Genomic DNA, 16,174 nt, shown 5'->3' on the forward strand with positions numbered 1-16,174 from the left:
ATGTCAACGTATGCCACTCTGGGGGACACGCTGGAACAGACGGTCGATCGGTACCCCGACCGGGACGCGATCGTCTACCCGCGGAGGGACCAGCGCTGGACCTACGCGGAGTTCGACGAGCGGGTAAATCGGCTGGCGAACGCGATGCTGGATGCGGGCATCGAGAAGGGCGATCGGGTCGCGACCGTCCTGCACAACGGCTCGGAGATGGCGCTCTCGGTGTACGCGTGTGCGAAGATCGGCGCCGTGTTCACGCCGCTTAACTTCCGGCTCCCGGCCGGCGAGATCGAGTACATCGTCAACGACGCCGGGGCCGAACTGCTGATCTTCGAACCGGAGACGCGTGAGGCGGTCGAGGGTGCCCGTCCGTCCCTCGAGACGGTCGAGACGTACGTCTCGCTCGACGACCCGCCCGAGTACGCGCTCGCGTTCGACGACCTCCTCGAGTCGGGAGGCCCGGAGTCGCCGCCGGTGGTCGTCGACGAGGACGACGTCTACGCGTTCATCTACACCTCCGGAACCACGGGCCGCCCGAAGGGCGTGGTCCACGAACACCGGGATATGGTAGATCACAACCTGCTGTGTATCGCCGAGATGAACGTCACGCGGGACGACGTCGGCCTCTCGGTCATGCCGCTGTACCACTGCGCGGAACTGCACTGCTGTCTGTTCCCGCGGGTTCACCGCGGCGCGACGACCGTCATCCACCACGAGTTCGACCCGCAGGCGGCCCTCGAGGCGATCGAGGACCACGACGTGACGCTCCTGTTCGCCGCGCCGACGGCCTGGAACGGACTGTCGCTGACCGCCGCCGAGATGGACGTCGACGTCTCCTCGCTCCGGCTGGGGCTGTACGGCGCGGCCCCGATGCCGGCGCAGGTGCTCGAGAACTGTCGCGAGCACCTCTGCGAGGACTACCTCCAGGCCTACGGGATGACCGAGATCGGCCCCGCCGGCGTCTTCCAGCGTCCGGAGGATCAGCTCTCGAAACAGGGCTGTGCGGGCCTGCCCGCGCTCAACCACGCCGTCCGCGTCGTCGAACCCGACGCGGACCCCGATCGGGAGGTCGAGCGGGGCGAGATCGGCGAGATCCTGATCGCCGGCCCGTGTACGATGCGCGAGTACTGGAACCGACCGAACGCGACCGATCGATCGCTCCGGGAGACTGACGGCAAGACGTGGTATTACACCGGCGACCTGGGCTACCGCGACGCGGACGGCTACCTCTACGTCGTCGATCGAAAGGACGACATGATCGTCTCCGGGGGCGAGAACGTCTACCCGGCGGAGGTCGAGGACGTGCTGTTCTCCCACGACGGCGTCGAAGAGGCCGCGGTCCTCGGCGAATCGGACGAGGAGTGGGGCGAGGCAGTCGTCGCGTACGTCGTGGCCGACGAGGCCGTCTCTGCGGACGAACTGGATGCGTTCGCGATCGAGAGCGATCAACTCGCGGACTTCAAGCGGCCGCGACGGTACTACTTCGTCGATGACCTGCCGAAGAACCCAAGCGGCAAGATCCAGAAGTTCAAACTCCGCGAGGACGAGGCGGACGTCGAACCCGAAGCCGAGTCCATCACGTCCTGATCGATACGGGGGTCCGTGTCACTCGGCCGTCGCCGCGGAGTCGCTCGGAGTGTTCGGCGCCCGACCGCAGTGGCTCGGCGGGTGACCCTCTCAAAAATGAAATCTAGCAGTCAGCGTCGCCGCGAGGCGACGGTTAGCAGATGATATTAGTTGCGGACGACGTTCGTCGCGCGTGGACCCTTGGGGGCCTGTTCGATGTCGAATTCGATCTCGGTGCCTTCTTCGAGGTCCGGGCCGCCGACGTCTTCCATGTGGAAGAATACGTCATCGTCCGCGTCGTCCGTCGAAATGAAACCGTAGCCGCCTGTGTCGTTGAAGAAATCAACGTTACCTTTCGCCATTACAAACAAACGTACGGCCGACCCACGGATAACCCTTGCGAGGGTCGTGGTACCACGACCGTCGTCGCGTTCGAACGCGGTCCGTTCGTCCGGCGCCAGCCGATTCGTCGATCGCCTTTACACGCCGTCTCGACGGACTCACCGTGGCCGCTTCCGGCGGTCCCGGCCGATCGAACCGACTCCAAACCGTATTTACTGTCGGGGCCGAAAGCCCCCCACGATGGAACGCGGCTCGCGGGACTCGTTCACGCGGATGGGCACGCTGGGGATCGAAGAGGAGTGTTTCGTCGTCGACGAGCGCGGTCGCCCCACGAGCGGGACGGACGACCTCGTCTACGAGCACGACCCGCCCGAAATTCTGGACGGGAGGCTCGACCACGAACTCTTCAAGTTCGTCATCGAGACCCAGACCCCCCTGATCGAGAAGCCCGGCGACGCCCGCGAGTCGCTCCGCGAGATCCGCGAGGCGCTGATCGACCACGCCGAGACTCACGGCTACCGGATCGCCGCCGCCGGCCTCCACCCGCTCGCGAAGTGGCGAGAACTCGAACACGCCGAGAAGCCCCGCTACCGATCGCAACTCGATCGGATCCAGTATCCACAGCACCGAAACACCACTGCGGGCGTCCACGTTCACGTCGGCGTCGACGACGCGGACAAGGCGGTCTGGATCGCCAACGAACTGCGCTGGTACGTCCCGATCATGCTCGCCCTCTCGGCGAACTCGCCGTACTGGGACGGGTTCGACACCGGCCTCCAGTCGGCCCGCGCGAAGATCTTCGAGGGGCTGCCCAACACCGGGATGCCGACCCACTTCGAGGACTTCGACGCCTTCGATCGGTTCGAGCGCCGGATGCTGGAGTCCGGCGCGATCGAGGACCGGGGCGAACTCTGGTACGACGTCCGCCCGCACACGGCCCACGGGACGGTCGAGCTACGGACGCCGGACGGACAGGCCGATCCGGACGTCGTGCTGGCGTTCGTCGAGTACGCTCACGCGCTCGTGGAGGCGCTGGCCGAGGCGTACGAGGACGGCGCGAGCGGCCACCGCCACCGACGGGAACTGCTCGACGAGAACAAGTGGCGCGCGATCCGCCACGGCCACGACGCGTCGTTCGTCGATCGGGACCTCGAGGGGACCGTCGACCTGGGCGAACTCGTCGATCGCGAGTGCGAACGGCTGGGGATCGACGGGATCAAGCGCGTCTACGAGCGCGAGAGCGGGGCGAGTCGCCAGCGCCGCCTGCTCGCCGACGAGGGCCCCGACGCGCTGTGCGAATCGCTGTTCCTGCAGTCGTCGTGAGCACCCCCGCAAAGGTTTAACTCCGCACGAAACTTTGTCCCTCACGAGAGGTCACATGGTTCCAGACGATACCGACGAGGACCGACTGGACGAGGGGGACGGGGACGGTCTCGACGATCGGTCCGCCGCGGGAATCGACGCGAACGAGTCCGGTGACGAGGGCGAGGGCGTCCGGACCCAGGCGATCGAAGAGGTCGACCAGCGGATCGTCGACCTGCTATCGTGGATCCTGGACACCGAGACGCGGGCCAAGATCTACGTCTACCTGCTGGCAAACCCCGGCAGTACGTCCGAGGAGGTCGCCAAGGGGACGGGCCTCTACCCGAGCACCGTCCGCGAAGCGCTCGCGGAACTGCACGACGAGGAACGGGTCCGCCGCGAGAAGCGGGCGAGCGAGGGCGCGGGGAACAACCCCTACGAGTACACGGCGATCCAGCCCAGCGACCTCGTCGGCGGCGTCGTCGACCAGGTCCAGCAGGAACTGAACACCATCTTCACGCTCGATCGGGTCATCGACCGCGACGAGGACGCCGAACCGCCGATCGAGGAGTCGGTCGAACCGGTGACGATCACGGTCGACGACACGGCACCGACGATCGATAGTGGCGACGAGGACGGGACCGATCGCGGCCGCGCGTCGGACGCGGGCGTCGAGACGGTCGAGTACGACGCCGACGAGGAATCCGAGGAGGTGGAGACCATCGACTCCGGAGAGTCGGCCGCCGACGAACCCGACGCCGACAGCGACAACTGATACTCCGACTTCCTAGTCGTCCAGTCCGAGCACCGCAGGCCGTTCGAGTTCGACGTCCCGCCCGACGGCGCGGGCCGTCGTAGTGGGCCAGTTGCCCGTCGTCGTCAGCACGTCGATTCCGTCGGCGGTCACGAGCGCGGTATCCTCGCTTTTCGCACCCTCGACCGTCGGGTTCCAGGCGTACGCCATCGGCGTCTCGACCGCGGCGTCGTGATCCGGGGTCGCGATCCACTCCCGGCCGGCGAAGCCGGCGGCCCCGCCCTGGTGGTGGTTCTCCCATTCGCCCGTGTAACCGAGGGCGTCGTAGGCGTCCTGGATCGCCTCGAAGACGTCGCCAGCGGTGCCGCCGGCCGTCGCGACCTCCCGTGTCGCCGCGAGCGCCGTCGCCTCGACCCGGGCGGCGGTCGCGTGTCGGTCTTCCAGCCACGACGGCGGATCGAACGCGACGGTCCGGGTGCAGCTGGCGTGCAGGCCGGCGCGTTCGGCGGTGACGGAGACGAGACAGTAGCCGCCCAGTTCGGCGTCGGTCGGCGTGTAGTGGCGGTACTGCTGGGCGCGCTCCTCGCCGCCGACGAGCACGACGGGGGCCTCGATGCCCCGTGCCGAGAGCGCGACCCGCAGGGCCGACGCGACCTCGTGTTCGGTGTCCTCGGCGCGCAGTTCCCGGCAGACCGACTCGACGGCGGCGGCCGTCTCCCGCCCGAGGTCGCGGTACCGGTCCCGATCGCGCTCGGTCAGCGGCTGGCGAAGCGTCGACGGATCGACCCGATCGAGTCCGGGAACGTCGACGTCCGCCGCCGCTCGCTCGTCGGCCCCGACGCGTGCGGCGATCGCCTCGCCGAGCGACGAGGCGTGCCACGAGAACCGTTCGACGGTCGGATCGTCGAGGTCCGGCAGTTCTTCCGCGGCGATCCGATCGGCCTCGATGTTGTTCGTCACGACGCGAAGGTCCTCGCCGTCGTAGCCGACGGCCGCGACGCCGGCGTCGGTCTCCCGATCGACGACGTTGCTCCCGCCCGTCAGCCACGCAAACGAGTTCGGCCGCGCGAACCAGACCGAGTCGAGATCCTGGCTGTCGAGGGACGCCGCGAGTCGCTCGCGTTTGCTCATGCGGGATGCTGGCGTGGCCGACCCTTGAATCCGACGAACACCGAGTCGTCGGCCGCGGTGACTGTTCGGCTGCCGTGGTCGCGACGACGATGGCGACCCGCTCGCCCGATTTCGGCTCCCGGTTCTCCCGGTCGCTGGGTGATCGAGGGGGCGATTCCTGCGCGATAAGAACGACTCGGGGAACCTAAGTACGGCAGGCCCTAATCACTCGCCAGAACGCCCGTGTCGACCGATAATCGCACCTCTCGTTCCACGGTTCGATCGCTGATCGCCCGGTTCGGCTTTCCCCATCTGCTCGCGACGACGCTCGTCCTGGTCGCGGCGACGATCCTCCTCGGAATCGCGGCGAAAGCGACCGGGTCGGGACTGGCCTGTGAGGCGAACTGGCCCCAGTGTGACGGCGGCCCGTTCAACCTGCTTCCGGCCACGCTCCCGAGTTTCTACGAGTGGATCCACCGCTTCGTCGCCATGTTCGCCGGCTTCGCGATCATCGGCTCGGCCCTCGCCGCGTGGCGATCGCCGGCCGTCGACCGCCGCGTCGCGTCGCTGGTCGTCCTCGGGATGGTGCTGACGCCGATCCAGGTGTACCTCGGCCGTGAGACCGTCCTCCAGTACCAGATGGACATCCTTTCGCTGCATTTCTGGACGGCCGTCCTGATCTTCTCGACGTACGTCGTCGCGACCGTCCTCGTCTGGAAATCGTCGCTGACCGCGACGCACGTCACCGGAGCGCTCGGACTCGGACTCGTCGCGTTGCCGCTCCACGTCGCGCTCAGCCCGACCGATCTCGGCCTCGTGACGGAGTACACGCCGACGATCCAGCTAGTACAGTACGGCGTGACCCTCGCGTTGCTCGCGTCGGTCATCGTCGCCACGATGGTCGGCCGGTGGCGACTCGAGGACGGGCGGCTGATCGGACTCCTTGGTGGCTCGATCGTTCTGGCGTACGCCGTCGCCTACCTCGGACGCCGGTCCGTGATGACGTTCAGCCCCGCGCTCGACGGGCTCTACCTCGTCGCCGTGTTCGCGCTCGCCGCCGTCTTCGTCGTGGGCATCTGGCGCAGTCGGGCCGTCGGGGAGCGATCGCCGACCGCCCTCTCGCCGTAGCACCGACGCCGATCGATCGTCGCCTTTTCGCCGGCCTCGGTTACCCGACGAGACCGACGACCGTCGCCGCGACGAGCGCGGCCCCGACGCCCAGGCCGAGCAACGCGTAGTTCGCGATCGGGTTCCCGGCCCCCGCCACGTCGAAGGAGTAGCGGCGGCGCGAGAGCGGCCAGAACGGCCGGATTCCCATCGGCGTCAGGGCGTCAGCGAGGAGGTGTGACCCGATCGAGAGGATCCCGACGAGGAACGCGAAGCCGACGAATCCGGCGTCGACGATCGGTGACGACGACGCCACCAGTACCGACGTCGCGGCGGCCAGTCCGAACCCGACGAGAACGGCGAACAGCACCGTGTGTGTGGGGCCACGATGGTCGATCAGCGGGATTCGGTGATCCAGGTCGGGAACCGTCGACAGGGAGACACAGACCAGGGCGCCGACGACCGCGGCCGACTCGTAGCCGGCGACGGCGACGGCGGCACCGACGGGCGCGTAGGCGAACAGGGCAGCACCGTAGTGGCCGACCTGATACATACGTGACGCGAAACCGGGCACCGAAGTATAAAGCTACCGACCCGTGGCCGACCGACCCGTGGGTCAACCGGCGGTTTCGGCGGACCGGTCCCGACACCCATTTTCCCCGGCCGTCCGTTCGGGTGGCTATGCGAACGAGCCTCAACGTCCCCGAGGAGATGCTGGCCGAGTTCGATCGGACCTGGCAGTCGGAAGGGCTGGACTCGCGATCGCGAGCGCTCAGGGAGGCGATCCAGGAGTACGTCGAGTCCCACCACCGACTCGAGCGAGCACGCGGGACGGTCGCGGCGACCGTCGTCTTCGACTACGTGCACGACGAGATCATCGAGGACCTCCACGAGATCCAGCACGCCTTCCAGGGAGCGATCGACACGACCTGTCACGTCCACCACGGCGAGTGGTGTCTCGAGGCGATTTTCTGTCACGGCCCCGCGGCCGAGGTCCGGGCGCTGGTCTATCGGTTGAAGGATTTCGACGCCGTCAGCCGCGTTTCGGTCACGCTCCTGCGCGACGACACGGTGACGACCGACGGGTGACCCTGTCGATCGGCGGGCAGGGCGGCGCAGGCGAGCAGGCTCATCGACTCGCCCGTCGTTCATAAATGGCTTCGATATCCAACCGACTGATTCTTGTAAGTACGACGGAATAGTTCGCTAGCCTCCAATGCTTCGTCGTGTGCGACGTGGACCAGTACGACGGCCGCCAGGAGCCGTACCGATCGCAACGGCTGTGCACCCGCGCGGGAACGGAATCGAGAGGGAGAATCGGCAATGAGCGTTATCGCGACGATCGAGGTTCCGTCCGGCGAGTTTCCACTCGGGTCGCTGTTCGACGTGGCGAGCGACGCGACGGTGACGGTGGAGACGACGGTGCCCGCGAGCGACGTCGCGGTCCCCTACTTCTGGGTTCCGATCGGCGTCACGGAGTCGCTCGTCGAGGCGCTCGAGAGCGATCCGAACGTCGTCGACGCGGTGGTCGTCGACGAGACAGACACGCACGTCCTCGTGAAAGTGACGTGGACGGACCGGGTCAACGGCGTGCTCCAGTCGATCCGGGAGAGCAACGCGCTCGTGACCAGCGCCGCCGGCACCGCCGATAGCTGGACCTTTCGTCTCCGGTTTCCGTCCTCCGCGGAACTCTCCGCGTTCTACGCGCGGTGTCTCGACCAGGGCATCTCGATCGAACTGATCCAGTTACACGAGGCGGTCAGTCCGAACAGTGACTGCCGGTTCGGGCTCACCGCTCCGCAGCGCGAACTTGTCCTCCGTGCGTACGAGGCGGGCTACTTCGAGGTCCCGCGGAAGACGACGCTCGTCGAACTCGCCGATCGGTTCGACATCTCCGATTCCGCGGTTTCGCAACGACTGCGCCGTGGCCTCGCCACGCTCGTCGATTCCACGCTGCGGGTCGATCCGGAGTCGTCCCCGCACGACGTCGCCCACATCGGTCCCGATCCCGACGCCGGCGAGGAGTGACCGCCACCGGTGGCCGTTGCCGTTCGCTGACCGCGAGCGTGACCGCCCGCTGACTGCTAGCGTGACTGCTCGTTGACCGCGACCGCGGCGATTATAGGTCGCGACGACGTTCCCACGACCGTGCAAAACGTCACCGACAGGACCAGCAATCCGTTCGGCATGCGACCACCGTTCGATCGGAGCGATCCCGGCGATCGAACCGCGGTCTTCGGCTACGGTGACGCCAACGCAGACTTCCACGTGATCGGTGATCACTCGGGAGTCCACGGCGGTGCGTCGACCGGCGTGCCGTTCACGGCGAACGAGTCGGGACGGGCCATCCAGGACGTCTGTCGCGAGGTGGGTTTCGCGAGCGGTCCGTCTTCGCGCCCCGAACTGGAGAACTGCTTCTGGAGCTACGTTCACATGTGCTGCCTGCCTGACGGCCGTCGGCCGACCGAGACGGAGTACGCCGACTGCGAACCGTACTTCGACGCCGAACTACGGGCGATCAACGCTCACGTTCTCCTTCCCGTCGGCGAGCGGGCGACCGATCACGTTCTCTGGGAGTACACCACGCAACGCGACCGACTGGAACTGGACATGCCCTCGCTACACGCCACCGAGATCCGCGGTCGCGGGTTCCTGGTCGTCCCGATCCGGGAGCCGACGGACTGGGTGGACACCGATCGCGATCGACTCGTCTCGCGACTCGAGGCGATCCTCGGACGTGATTACAGACAGACGAAAGGCGTCGCGACGACGGTCGGATAGGCGATCAGCGGCCGAACCGTTTCCTGATCGTCGCCCGGAGGGGCAGTCCCAGCGCACCGATCAGCGGGACGAGCACGAACGCGGCGAACTCCGCCGGCAGCGACTGGATCCCGGCCGTTCCCAGGGCGAACCCGATCGCCGGTGCCAGGACCGCCAGCACGTAGCCGTACGACGGCGACCAGCCGGGTAGCTGTCGGGTCCGGTAGACGATCACGCCGAACAGTACCGGCATGAGCGCCGCGCCCGCGAGCAAGGGGCCGCCGAGCAGCGTCGTCGACGCGCCGATCGCGACCGCGACGACGATCGTCTCGTCGATCGTGACCGGACCCCACGTATCCCGTCGCCGGACCGCCCGGTACAGTCCGACGATCGCGACGGCGGCGACGACGACCCCGGCGAGCACGCCGTACCACTGGGTCGGCGGAAGCGGCGGCGCTACGAGTTCGACCCCCGTGACGAACTCGACCGGAGGCTGGACCCCGTACCGCTGGGTCGTGACTGCGTCCCAGAGGGCGGCCGGGTCGGCACCGATCGCCGTCAGGTCGGCCCACAGCAGGCGAAGCGAGTCGGCGTTCTCGCGCCCGTAGTGGCCGAGACCGACGACGTAGGTGAGCACGGAGAGCCAGATCAGGGGCCAGGCGAAGTTCTGGCGGTGCCACCACTGGACGAGTGCGTTGTCCGCGAAGCGGCCTGCATTCGACCCGGTCTCGCCGGCGGTTCCGCGGGTCGACCCCACACCGCGACCCCCGGTCGCCGTCCCGCCGTTCGTCGCAGTCGCGCTCCCCGTCGCCTCGCCGGTGGCCCCCGACGTGGACGCGTCACCGGTTGACCCGGCCGTCGACGTCCCGGAACTGCCCGTCGTGGAACCCGTGGCGGTACTGGCGCTCGCACCGCTCGCAGTCCGCGATCGGGAGCGATTCGATCCCGTCGACCCGGTCGTGGAACCCGTCGTCGCGGTCGCCTCTGCGGCGTCGATCGACGACGTCCCGGACGAGTCGGTCTCGCTCTGCCAGACGTCGGGCGAGGGCAGGCCGCTCGTTCGCTTCGCGACGTAGTCCTCGTGGCCGAGTCGATCGTAGGCCTGTCGCTCGACCGGATCGCCGAGAATGTCGTAGGCCTTCTTGACCGCCGTGAACTGTGCCTGTGCGCGGTCGTCGTCGTTCAGGTCCGGGTGGTAGACGCGGACCTGCTCCCGATAGGCCTCCTTGATCTCGTCCTGGGAGGCGTCGGAGGGGATCTCGAGAAGGTCATAGAAGTCCTCAGTCATGTGAGAGTCGGGGGCGGGTGTCGTATCGTGCGTTCTTCACGCGGGGTTATATGTCCGCTGGAATGCGATTCGGTTGAACTGCGTACTGGAGGTAATTGGGTATTTCGGCCGATGGCGTCCGATCGATCTGCGACCTGTAGCGGTGCGGACACCATACGGTCTCACGAAAAGTCCGTCAGCGACGTCTGTCCAGCGGGCAGGTCCGGAGATCGATCGGAGCCGGTGGCCCCATCGGAGTCGTCCCCTCCCGATCCGTCGTCCGTCACCGATCCACCATCTGTTCCCGGCTCGTCGTCCGTTACTGATCCACCATCTGTTCCCGGCTCGTCGTCCGTCACCGAGCCGTCCAGGTCGGTTTCGACCGGGTCGTCTCCATCTCTCTCGTCGATTCCGTCGGCCGCGGCCCCGTCCCAGCCGTCGAGACTGGCCTGATCGGAACCGGTGAACTCGAGGTTCGCCACCCGGACGCCCAGTTTGCGGACCGGTTCGTCCTCGAACTCGGCGAAGAGGTCCCGCGCGATCCGATCGACCAGGTCCGGTTCGTCGACCGGGCCGGGAAGCGATCGCTCGCGGGTGTTGACGTCGTACGGTGGCGTGACCGCCTTGACGCCGATCGTTCGGTAGAGCGCACCCTCACGTCGGGCACGATCGGCGACGGCCGCCGCGAGCGTCTCGATCAGGTCGTACTTCGGTCCGGGCTCCGAGACCGGCTCGGCAAAGGCCGACTCCCGCGAGAAGCTCTTCGGGTCGCCCTTCGGTTCGACCCGTCGGTCGTCCTCGCCGCGGGCCCGATCGTAGAGTACCCGGCCCCGTTCCCCGAACCGATCGACGAGCGGATCGGGATCGGCAGCCGCGACGTCGCCAGCCGTCTCGAGCCCCATATCGCGGAGTTCGCGGGCCGTGACGGGGCCGACGCCGTGGAGCAGGTCGACTTCGAGCGGTGCGAGGAACGCGCGGAGATCGCCCGGTTCGACGACGGTGAGGCCGTCCGGCTTGTCGAAGTCGCTGGCGATCTTGGCCGCGCTCATCGTGGGTGCGACGCCGACGCTGACGACGACGCCGACCTCTCGGCGGATCCGGTCTTTGACGTGGCGGGCGAAGCCGTCCGCGACCTCCCACGCCGTCCGCTCGGTGACGTCGAGGTAGGCCTCGTCGATGCTGACCTCCCGAACCACGTCGGCACAGTCGTGGAGGATGTCCTGGACCTCGGCCGCGATCGATTCGTAGTAGTCCATGTCGACGGGCCGGTAGTAGCCGGTCTCCTCGCGAGTGAGGTCAGGATCGTGGTCCTCGGCGTCGGGCTCTATGGCAGCACGCCGGGGCAGGCGCTCCAGAGCCGTCGAGATGGCCTGCGCGCTCTCGACGCCGAACTCGCGGGCCTCGTAGCTCGCGGTCGCGACCGCCCCGATCGTCTCGCCGGGTTCGTACCCCATACCGACGACGACCGGTTCGCCCCGCAGTTCGGGCTCGCGAAGCCGCTCGCAGGCCGCGTAGAAACAGTCCGCATCGACGTGACAGACGATCCGCTCCTCGTCGTCGTCCGTCTCGACGCCCGGCAGTCGCGGCCCGTCGCCCATTCGTTGTCCGATCGGTTCGGCCGAATCGTTGTGAACGTTGCGCCCACCGCCGGAACGGCGGAATCGGCCTGGGGCGTCGTCGCGACGATATCGGCGCGAAGGCGGTACGAGGGCCGGAACATCTCGTTCCCGTGCGAAGATTTGACTAGCTCTCGGCCGATAGGTACGACTGATGCTCTCCGCCGAGGAGATCCGCGACCTGCTTTCGGAGCTATCGAGAGCGGAGTTCGCGGCGTTCGTCGCGGATCTCTGGGCGGCGCGCGGTCGGGAGACCCGACGGGACGGCCAGTCGATCGTCGTGCGCGGCCCGAACCACGAGGAGAAGAAAACGCTGTACGCGGTGGCCGAAGGCGGCGATCCTGTACCCCCGGACGGAGTTGACGCGATCGTCACGGCCGCAGATCCGCCCGGAGACGAGGTCCCCGATCGGGTCCGGGTGATCGGCGCCGATGAACTCGGAATGATGGTCCGCTACGCCCTCGAGCGGGACGTGCAGCGACGTCTGCTGGAGGACTACTTCGGCGGCCTCGCGATCGACCGTACCGGGGAAGAGCTGTCCGAACCGCCGAGACCACCCGGGAATCCGCCGCCAAGAGCCGATGCCGAGCCGTCGGGAACGACCCGGGAGACGAACGGCGACTCCACGTCGTCCCTTGCGGCGAACCCGAGCGACGGGACCGACGGTGACGACGGCCCCGCGAGCGAGGATGGGGCCGGTAGTACCGTGTCGGCGAAGCGGCGTGTGGACCGCCGAACGCTGCTGGTCGCTGTCGGCGGTGTTCTCACCGGACTGGGCGCCGCGAGGGTCGGAGAAATCGCTCCTCGACCCGAGGCGCTGGCAGGCGTCGAGAACGACCCGACTGAGATCGTGCCCGGCGTGACCGAGGATGGGGTCGTCGATCCGGACGCGCTCGCCACCGCCCACGAATCGACCCTCGAAATGCGGCCTACACGCTCGACGTCTCGCGGTATGTTCGCGACGCCGAACGGACCCTCCGCTCGTCGCTGTCGATCACGGTCGAACTGGACGCCGATCGAACTTACCTCGTGCACGTGGCGATAGCGGGGGAGCACGCGCCGGAGTTCCTCGGCGAGCGACCGGCGAGGGCGAGTTTCTGGTCCGACGGCGACACGTATCTGCGGCGGGTCTCGTCCGACGGGGAGCCGACCTACAACACGTTCACCCCGCCGGACGACTTCATCGCCTCCTGGTTCTACTGGACCAACACGGTGCCGTTCGGCGGCAGAGGGGCGAGCGCGAAGCGCTTCTTCAGGGCCGTCTTCGAGGGGGTCCCGACCGCGGTGGCCGAACGGTCGTCGGCAACCGATCGTCCACGCTACAGGCTGTTCAACGACGCATCGACCCCTCGCTCCGACGCGCGATACTTCCGGAGCCAGTTCGAACCCCGGAACGTTCGGTCGATCACGCTCGACGCGAGCGTCGACGACCGGGGCATCGTTCGGTCCTTCCACAACCGCTACCTCGGCGAGGTGGACGACGTGACGGTCACCGTCCAGCGATCGGTCGACTACGCGGCGATAAACGAAACGGCGGTCGGTCGGCCGACGTGGTACGATCGGGCGATCGACGAGTGAGGGGCCAGCGCTCCGCGGTTGGCGACCGATCGAGGCGGGGCGGGAGGTGGTACTGGAACCGATCGCGTCCGGCGATCAATTGTAGCCGCGCCAGCGGTGACCGCACTCGGTACACTTGAAAAAGCGCGTCGGCGGTTCGTCGGCCGACGCCGTCTGCTTGAGGGTGTACCACGCCTCCTGGGTGCCACACTCGTCGCAGATCACGTCCGTCGCCTTCGGCTTCCCCTCGAAGTTCGCGTCCTCCGAGGACTCGATCACGTCGTCGTCGGTCTGTGACTCCGTCGAGACGAACTCGTCTTCGAGGTCGCGGTCCCGCGCCGTCGCTTCGCCGCAGTTCGTACAGACCATGCGATCGCCCTCCGCTTTCATCATCGAGCCGCAGTCGTCGCAAAACTGCATGGCCGAGCCTACGCACTCGGTCCGCAAAAATTCATCACTCGTAGCGCCGTTCGAGTTCCTCGTCCTCGAGGACGATCGGACAGTCCGCGACGCGGAACGTCTCGCGAGTCGGCATCTCGAGGATCGCAGTCCCCTCGCGCGTGCAGCCGACCGTCGGCGGCGCCGCGAAGTGCTCACACTGGTGGCAGTAGCTCTGCTTTTCGATCTCGCGGATCTCGCGATCGTCGCCGAGGAGGTCATCCGGGGCCGACCCATCGGATTCGATCCGGTCCCAGAGCCGGTCGCTGTCGATCTCGGCGACGTCTTCCCGCTCGAACAACTCGTCGAACGCGTCCCCGCCGGAGCGTTCGTTCTCGGCGTCGATCGCCGCCGCGAGGTCGCCGAGCGGCCCCGATCGGTCGCGCTCGCGATCGGCCTCGCCGGTGTGGCCCTCGCGTTCGTCCGGCGCTCTCACGTCGGTCTCGTCGTACCGGACGATCGAGGTCCCGCCGTCGCGGTCTGGCCCCGCATCGGACGGGGTGGAGTCGTCGGCTGGCTCCGTCATCGGTTCGCCTCTCCGTCCCCGGTTCGGTTCGGCGTCGGGGCGTCGCTCTCGTCGCCCGTCCCGCCGTCGTCGGCGTCGGCTTCCACCGCCTCGAATACCTCGTCCGACGTCGAGCCGACGGCGGTTTGGGCGTGGCTCTCGAGCGCCGGCGGCTCGCCCGTCTCCAGGGTGTGCGAGCCGAAGATCGAGGACTTTGCCGCGACCTCCGCGATCGTCCGACCGCAGTGTGGACACTCCGGTCGGGTCAACAGTGCGAGGTCGACCGCGGACCCGCACTCCTCACAGGTCGCCGTCCGGATTCCGAGGCGGTTCGCCGCGAGTTTGAGGCGCTCGGTTTCGGCCCGCCGCCGTTCGCGCTCGGCGAGCGCGTCCCGCCGGTCCCGGAGGTCGACGACGGCGGTCGCGAGCACCGTCGATCGATCCTCGAGGTCGTCGGTCCGGTCGAGCAGGTGCTCGAGCACGTCTTCGAAGTTGTCGAAGCCGCCGGTGACGGTCTCCTCGAGCGTCCCCAGGTCGGCCTCGAGGTCGGCCACCGCCTCCGCAGTCGCGTATTCGTCGTGATCGTGGGCCGCCGGCGCTTTCGCGTCGGTTTCTCGCTTGACCTGGACGACTCGCGATCGGACGTCCTCGAGCAGTTCGACGAACTCCTCGCGCTGGGCGTCGAGTTGGCCCTGGAGGTCGTCGACGTCGTCCCGATCGACCGGGTCGACCTCGTCGTCGGTGGCGATCGCGTGTGCTGCCGTCACGAGGCGTCGACAGACGTCGTCGCGCGTCTCGTCGCGTCGATCGGCCGTGTCGGCCACCCAGTCGTCGACCTCATCCGGCAACGCGAACGAGACTCCGCCATCGTCGTGATCCTCGCTCGCCATCTACGCACAGTTCGGACGACGCTCTCTTAAGGATTATTGCAGATCACGTCGGTCGACACGTGCCGGTCAGGCCAGCCACGGATCCCCGATCGGTCGCGGTCCGGCCACCGGCTACCTGATCTTCCGGACGTTGCTGATGTCGAACCCGCCGTCGTGGATCTCGGTCTCGAACCGGACGATGTCCTCGTCCTCGAGCCGCGAGAGCACGCCACGGAACTGTTCGACGACGAGCGTCCGGGCGCGTTCCGAGCCGCCGCTCTCCCACTCGAACAGGAGCGTGCCGTCGGTTGCTTCCTTGAGCCGTCCGAGCTCCGTCGGCCCGAGCAACTCGGAATTGACGAGCAGGAGGATGACGCCGCCCCAGCGATGGGATGCGCGGGCGAGTCCCTTGAGCAAGACGGTCAGGTCCGACCAGTCGAGCCGATCGTCGGCCGCCGCGATCAGGTCGGTGACGGAGTCGATCACGACGAGGCTGTTCGCCGCGTTCTCGGTGAGGTACGTCCCGAGCGCTTCGAGCACGTCGCTCCGATCGTTGCGATCGCCCAGTGCCGTGATGTCGGCCGTCCGCTCGGCGTACCACTCCGTCGGCACCGGCGTCAGCTGAAAGTACTCGGCCGCCAGTTCGAAGAAGTCGACGGCCGCCAGCCCCGAATCGACGAGTTCGTCGTCCATGACGAACCCCATCTCGTCGTGGACTGCGTCGCGCTCGTCGGTAAACGAGACGTAGTGGACCTCCTCCGGCAGGGTCGCCCGATCGCCCAGGTCCCCGTAGTAGAGGTCGAACTGCTCCGGATCGCTTCGCGCGAGGCCGTTCATCGCCGCGCACGTGTAGCAGAATTCGCGGGCGCCGGCACCCGATTCGCCGGCGAGCAACACGACGCTTCCCGCCGGTGCCCCGCCGCCGATCGTCCGATCGAGTCGCGACACGCCCAGCGGCATCCGCTCCATACGCCTCGGTTCGTC

The 16,174-nt window shown here is 67.7% G+C and carries 18 protein-coding genes; 9 read left to right on the forward strand and 9 right to left on the reverse strand.

Annotation, left to right across the window (positions count from 1 at the left end):
• The gene (locus tag MUN73_RS16125; RefSeq protein ID WP_250141536.1) at positions 1 to 1,584 is read left to right on the forward strand and encodes a fatty acid--CoA ligase; all 1,584 of its coding nucleotides are present in this window, start codon (positions 1 to 3) and stop codon (positions 1,582 to 1,584) included.
• Positions 1,585 to 1,730: 146 nt separating this feature from the next.
• On the opposite strand, the gene MUN73_RS16130 is transcribed toward MUN73_RS16125, so the two are convergent.
• A complete protein-coding gene (locus MUN73_RS16130) occupies positions 1,731 to 1,925 on the reverse strand; it encodes a cold-shock protein (protein ID WP_097009945.1) in 195 nt (64 codons plus the stop codon).
• Between the two features lie 220 nt (positions 1,926 to 2,145).
• On the opposite strand from MUN73_RS16130, the gene MUN73_RS16135 reads away from it, so the two are divergent.
• Together MUN73_RS16135 and MUN73_RS16140 are read left to right on the forward strand one after the other, a co-directional pair.
• The gene (locus MUN73_RS16135; RefSeq protein ID WP_250141537.1) at positions 2,146 to 3,228 is read left to right on the forward strand and encodes a glutamate--cysteine ligase; all 1,083 of its coding nucleotides are present in this window, start codon (positions 2,146 to 2,148) and stop codon (positions 3,226 to 3,228) included.
• Positions 3,229 to 3,283: 55 nt separating this feature from the next.
• Positions 3,284 to 3,982 carry a helix-turn-helix domain-containing protein gene (locus tag MUN73_RS16140; protein ID WP_250141538.1) on the forward strand — a complete coding sequence of 233 codons (699 nt, stop codon included), beginning with the start codon at positions 3,284 to 3,286 and terminating at the stop codon, positions 3,980 to 3,982.
• A gap of 12 nt (positions 3,983 to 3,994) precedes the next feature.
• Here MUN73_RS16140 and MUN73_RS16145 read toward each other — a convergent pair whose 3' ends face one another.
• Positions 3,995 to 5,092: a M24 family metallopeptidase gene (locus tag MUN73_RS16145; RefSeq protein WP_250141539.1), complete on the reverse strand. Its 1,098-nt coding sequence runs from the start codon at positions 5,090 to 5,092 to the stop codon at positions 3,995 to 3,997.
• 222 nt (positions 5,093 to 5,314) lie between these two features.
• Between MUN73_RS16145 and MUN73_RS16150 the strand changes: the two genes are divergently transcribed.
• A complete protein-coding gene (locus MUN73_RS16150) occupies positions 5,315 to 6,199 on the forward strand; it encodes a COX15/CtaA family protein (RefSeq protein WP_250141540.1) in 885 nt (294 codons plus the stop codon).
• A gap of 40 nt (positions 6,200 to 6,239) precedes the next feature.
• Here the strand turns inward: MUN73_RS16150 and MUN73_RS16155 are convergent, their stop codons facing one another.
• Complete coding sequence (locus MUN73_RS16155) at positions 6,240 to 6,731, reverse strand: metal-dependent hydrolase (protein ID WP_250141541.1); 492 nt, start codon at positions 6,729 to 6,731, stop codon at positions 6,240 to 6,242.
• 128 nt (positions 6,732 to 6,859) lie between these two features.
• On the opposite strand from MUN73_RS16155, the gene MUN73_RS16160 reads away from it, so the two are divergent.
• From MUN73_RS16160 to MUN73_RS16170, 3 genes are all read left to right on the forward strand, one after another.
• Positions 6,860 to 7,267 carry a CopG family ribbon-helix-helix protein gene (locus tag MUN73_RS16160; RefSeq protein WP_250141542.1) on the forward strand — a complete coding sequence of 136 codons (408 nt, stop codon included), beginning with the start codon at positions 6,860 to 6,862 and terminating at the stop codon, positions 7,265 to 7,267.
• 234 nt (positions 7,268 to 7,501) lie between these two features.
• The gene (locus MUN73_RS16165; RefSeq protein ID WP_250141543.1) at positions 7,502 to 8,206 is read left to right on the forward strand and encodes a helix-turn-helix domain-containing protein; all 705 of its coding nucleotides are present in this window, start codon (positions 7,502 to 7,504) and stop codon (positions 8,204 to 8,206) included.
• 120 nt (positions 8,207 to 8,326) lie between these two features.
• A complete protein-coding gene (locus MUN73_RS16170) occupies positions 8,327 to 8,959 on the forward strand; it encodes a uracil-DNA glycosylase family protein (protein ID WP_250141544.1) in 633 nt (210 codons plus the stop codon).
• 4 nt (positions 8,960 to 8,963) lie between these two features.
• On the opposite strand, the gene MUN73_RS16175 is transcribed toward MUN73_RS16170, so the two are convergent.
• Both MUN73_RS16175 and MUN73_RS16180 read right to left on the reverse strand, forming a co-directional pair.
• On the reverse strand, positions 8,964 to 10,226 hold the full coding sequence (locus MUN73_RS16175; RefSeq protein ID WP_250141545.1) for a J domain-containing protein: 1,263 nt from the start codon (positions 10,224 to 10,226) through the stop codon (positions 8,964 to 8,966).
• Positions 10,227 to 10,387: 161 nt separating this feature from the next.
• Positions 10,388 to 11,803: a DNA polymerase Y family protein gene (locus MUN73_RS16180; RefSeq protein WP_250141546.1), complete on the reverse strand. Its 1,416-nt coding sequence runs from the start codon at positions 11,801 to 11,803 to the stop codon at positions 10,388 to 10,390.
• Between the two features lie 172 nt (positions 11,804 to 11,975).
• Here MUN73_RS16180 and MUN73_RS16185 point away from each other — a divergent pair, with 172 nt between their 5' ends.
• Complete coding sequence (locus tag MUN73_RS16185) at positions 11,976 to 12,866, forward strand: hypothetical protein (protein ID WP_250141547.1); 891 nt, start codon at positions 11,976 to 11,978, stop codon at positions 12,864 to 12,866.
• Positions 12,857 to 13,399, forward strand: coding sequence for a hypothetical protein (locus MUN73_RS16190; RefSeq protein ID WP_250141548.1), 543 nt, complete (start codon positions 12,857 to 12,859; stop codon positions 13,397 to 13,399). The genes MUN73_RS16185 and MUN73_RS16190 overlap by 10 nt, the downstream gene beginning before the upstream one ends.
• A 75-nt stretch (positions 13,400 to 13,474) precedes the next feature.
• Here the strand turns inward: MUN73_RS16190 and MUN73_RS16195 are convergent, their stop codons facing one another.
• From MUN73_RS16195 to MUN73_RS16210, 4 genes are all read right to left on the reverse strand, one after another.
• A complete protein-coding gene (locus MUN73_RS16195; protein ID WP_250141549.1) occupies positions 13,475 to 13,798 on the reverse strand; it encodes a transcription factor S in 324 nt (107 codons plus the stop codon).
• A 34-nt stretch (positions 13,799 to 13,832) separates the two neighbouring features.
• Positions 13,833 to 14,342, reverse strand: a complete 510-nt coding sequence (locus MUN73_RS16200; RefSeq protein WP_250141550.1) for a DUF8135 domain-containing protein — start codon at positions 14,340 to 14,342, stop codon at positions 13,833 to 13,835.
• A complete protein-coding gene (locus MUN73_RS16205; protein ID WP_250141551.1) occupies positions 14,339 to 15,211 on the reverse strand; it encodes a hypothetical protein in 873 nt (290 codons plus the stop codon). Before MUN73_RS16205 ends, MUN73_RS16200 begins: the two co-directional genes overlap by 4 nt.
• A 111-nt stretch (positions 15,212 to 15,322) precedes the next feature.
• Positions 15,323 to 16,159, reverse strand: a complete 837-nt coding sequence (locus MUN73_RS16210; RefSeq protein ID WP_250141552.1) for an RAD55 family ATPase — start codon at positions 16,157 to 16,159, stop codon at positions 15,323 to 15,325.
• Between the last annotated feature and the right edge of the window lie 15 nt (positions 16,160 to 16,174).

This window comes from Halosolutus amylolyticus (genome assembly GCF_023566055.1).
In the GTDB taxonomy this organism is placed as follows: Archaea; Halobacteriota; Halobacteria; order Halobacteriales; family Natrialbaceae; genus Halosolutus; species Halosolutus amylolyticus.

Bases quoted from the DNA above. Each gene is read 5' to 3' on its own strand.
- MUN73_RS16125 (WP_250141536.1), top strand. From the start codon at position 1: ATGTCAACGTATGCCACTCTGGGGGACACGCTGGAACAGACGGTCGAT.
- MUN73_RS16130 (WP_097009945.1), bottom strand. From the start codon at position 1,925: ATGGCGAAAGGTAACGTTGATTTCTTCAACGACACAGGCGGCTACGGT.
- MUN73_RS16135 (WP_250141537.1), top strand. From the start codon at position 2,146: ATGGAACGCGGCTCGCGGGACTCGTTCACGCGGATGGGCACGCTGGGG.
- MUN73_RS16140 (WP_250141538.1), top strand. From the start codon at position 3,284: ATGGTTCCAGACGATACCGACGAGGACCGACTGGACGAGGGGGACGGG.
- MUN73_RS16145 (WP_250141539.1), bottom strand. From the start codon at position 5,092: ATGAGCAAACGCGAGCGACTCGCGGCGTCCCTCGACAGCCAGGATCTC.
- MUN73_RS16155 (WP_250141541.1), bottom strand. From the start codon at position 6,731: ATGTATCAGGTCGGCCACTACGGTGCTGCCCTGTTCGCCTACGCGCCC.
- MUN73_RS16160 (WP_250141542.1), top strand. From the start codon at position 6,860: ATGCGAACGAGCCTCAACGTCCCCGAGGAGATGCTGGCCGAGTTCGAT.
- MUN73_RS16165 (WP_250141543.1), top strand. From the start codon at position 7,502: ATGAGCGTTATCGCGACGATCGAGGTTCCGTCCGGCGAGTTTCCACTC.
- MUN73_RS16175 (WP_250141545.1), bottom strand. From the start codon at position 10,226: ATGACTGAGGACTTCTATGACCTTCTCGAGATCCCCTCCGACGCCTCC.
- MUN73_RS16180 (WP_250141546.1), bottom strand. From the start codon at position 11,803: ATGGGCGACGGGCCGCGACTGCCGGGCGTCGAGACGGACGACGACGAG.
- MUN73_RS16185 (WP_250141547.1), top strand. From the start codon at position 11,976: ATGCTCTCCGCCGAGGAGATCCGCGACCTGCTTTCGGAGCTATCGAGA.
- MUN73_RS16195 (WP_250141549.1), bottom strand. From the start codon at position 13,798: ATGCAGTTTTGCGACGACTGCGGCTCGATGATGAAAGCGGAGGGCGAT.
- MUN73_RS16200 (WP_250141550.1), bottom strand. From the start codon at position 14,342: ATGACGGAGCCAGCCGACGACTCCACCCCGTCCGATGCGGGGCCAGAC.
- MUN73_RS16205 (WP_250141551.1), bottom strand. From the start codon at position 15,211: ATGGCGAGCGAGGATCACGACGATGGCGGAGTCTCGTTCGCGTTGCCG.
- MUN73_RS16210 (WP_250141552.1), bottom strand. From the start codon at position 16,159: ATGGAGCGGATGCCGCTGGGCGTGTCGCGACTCGATCGGACGATCGGC.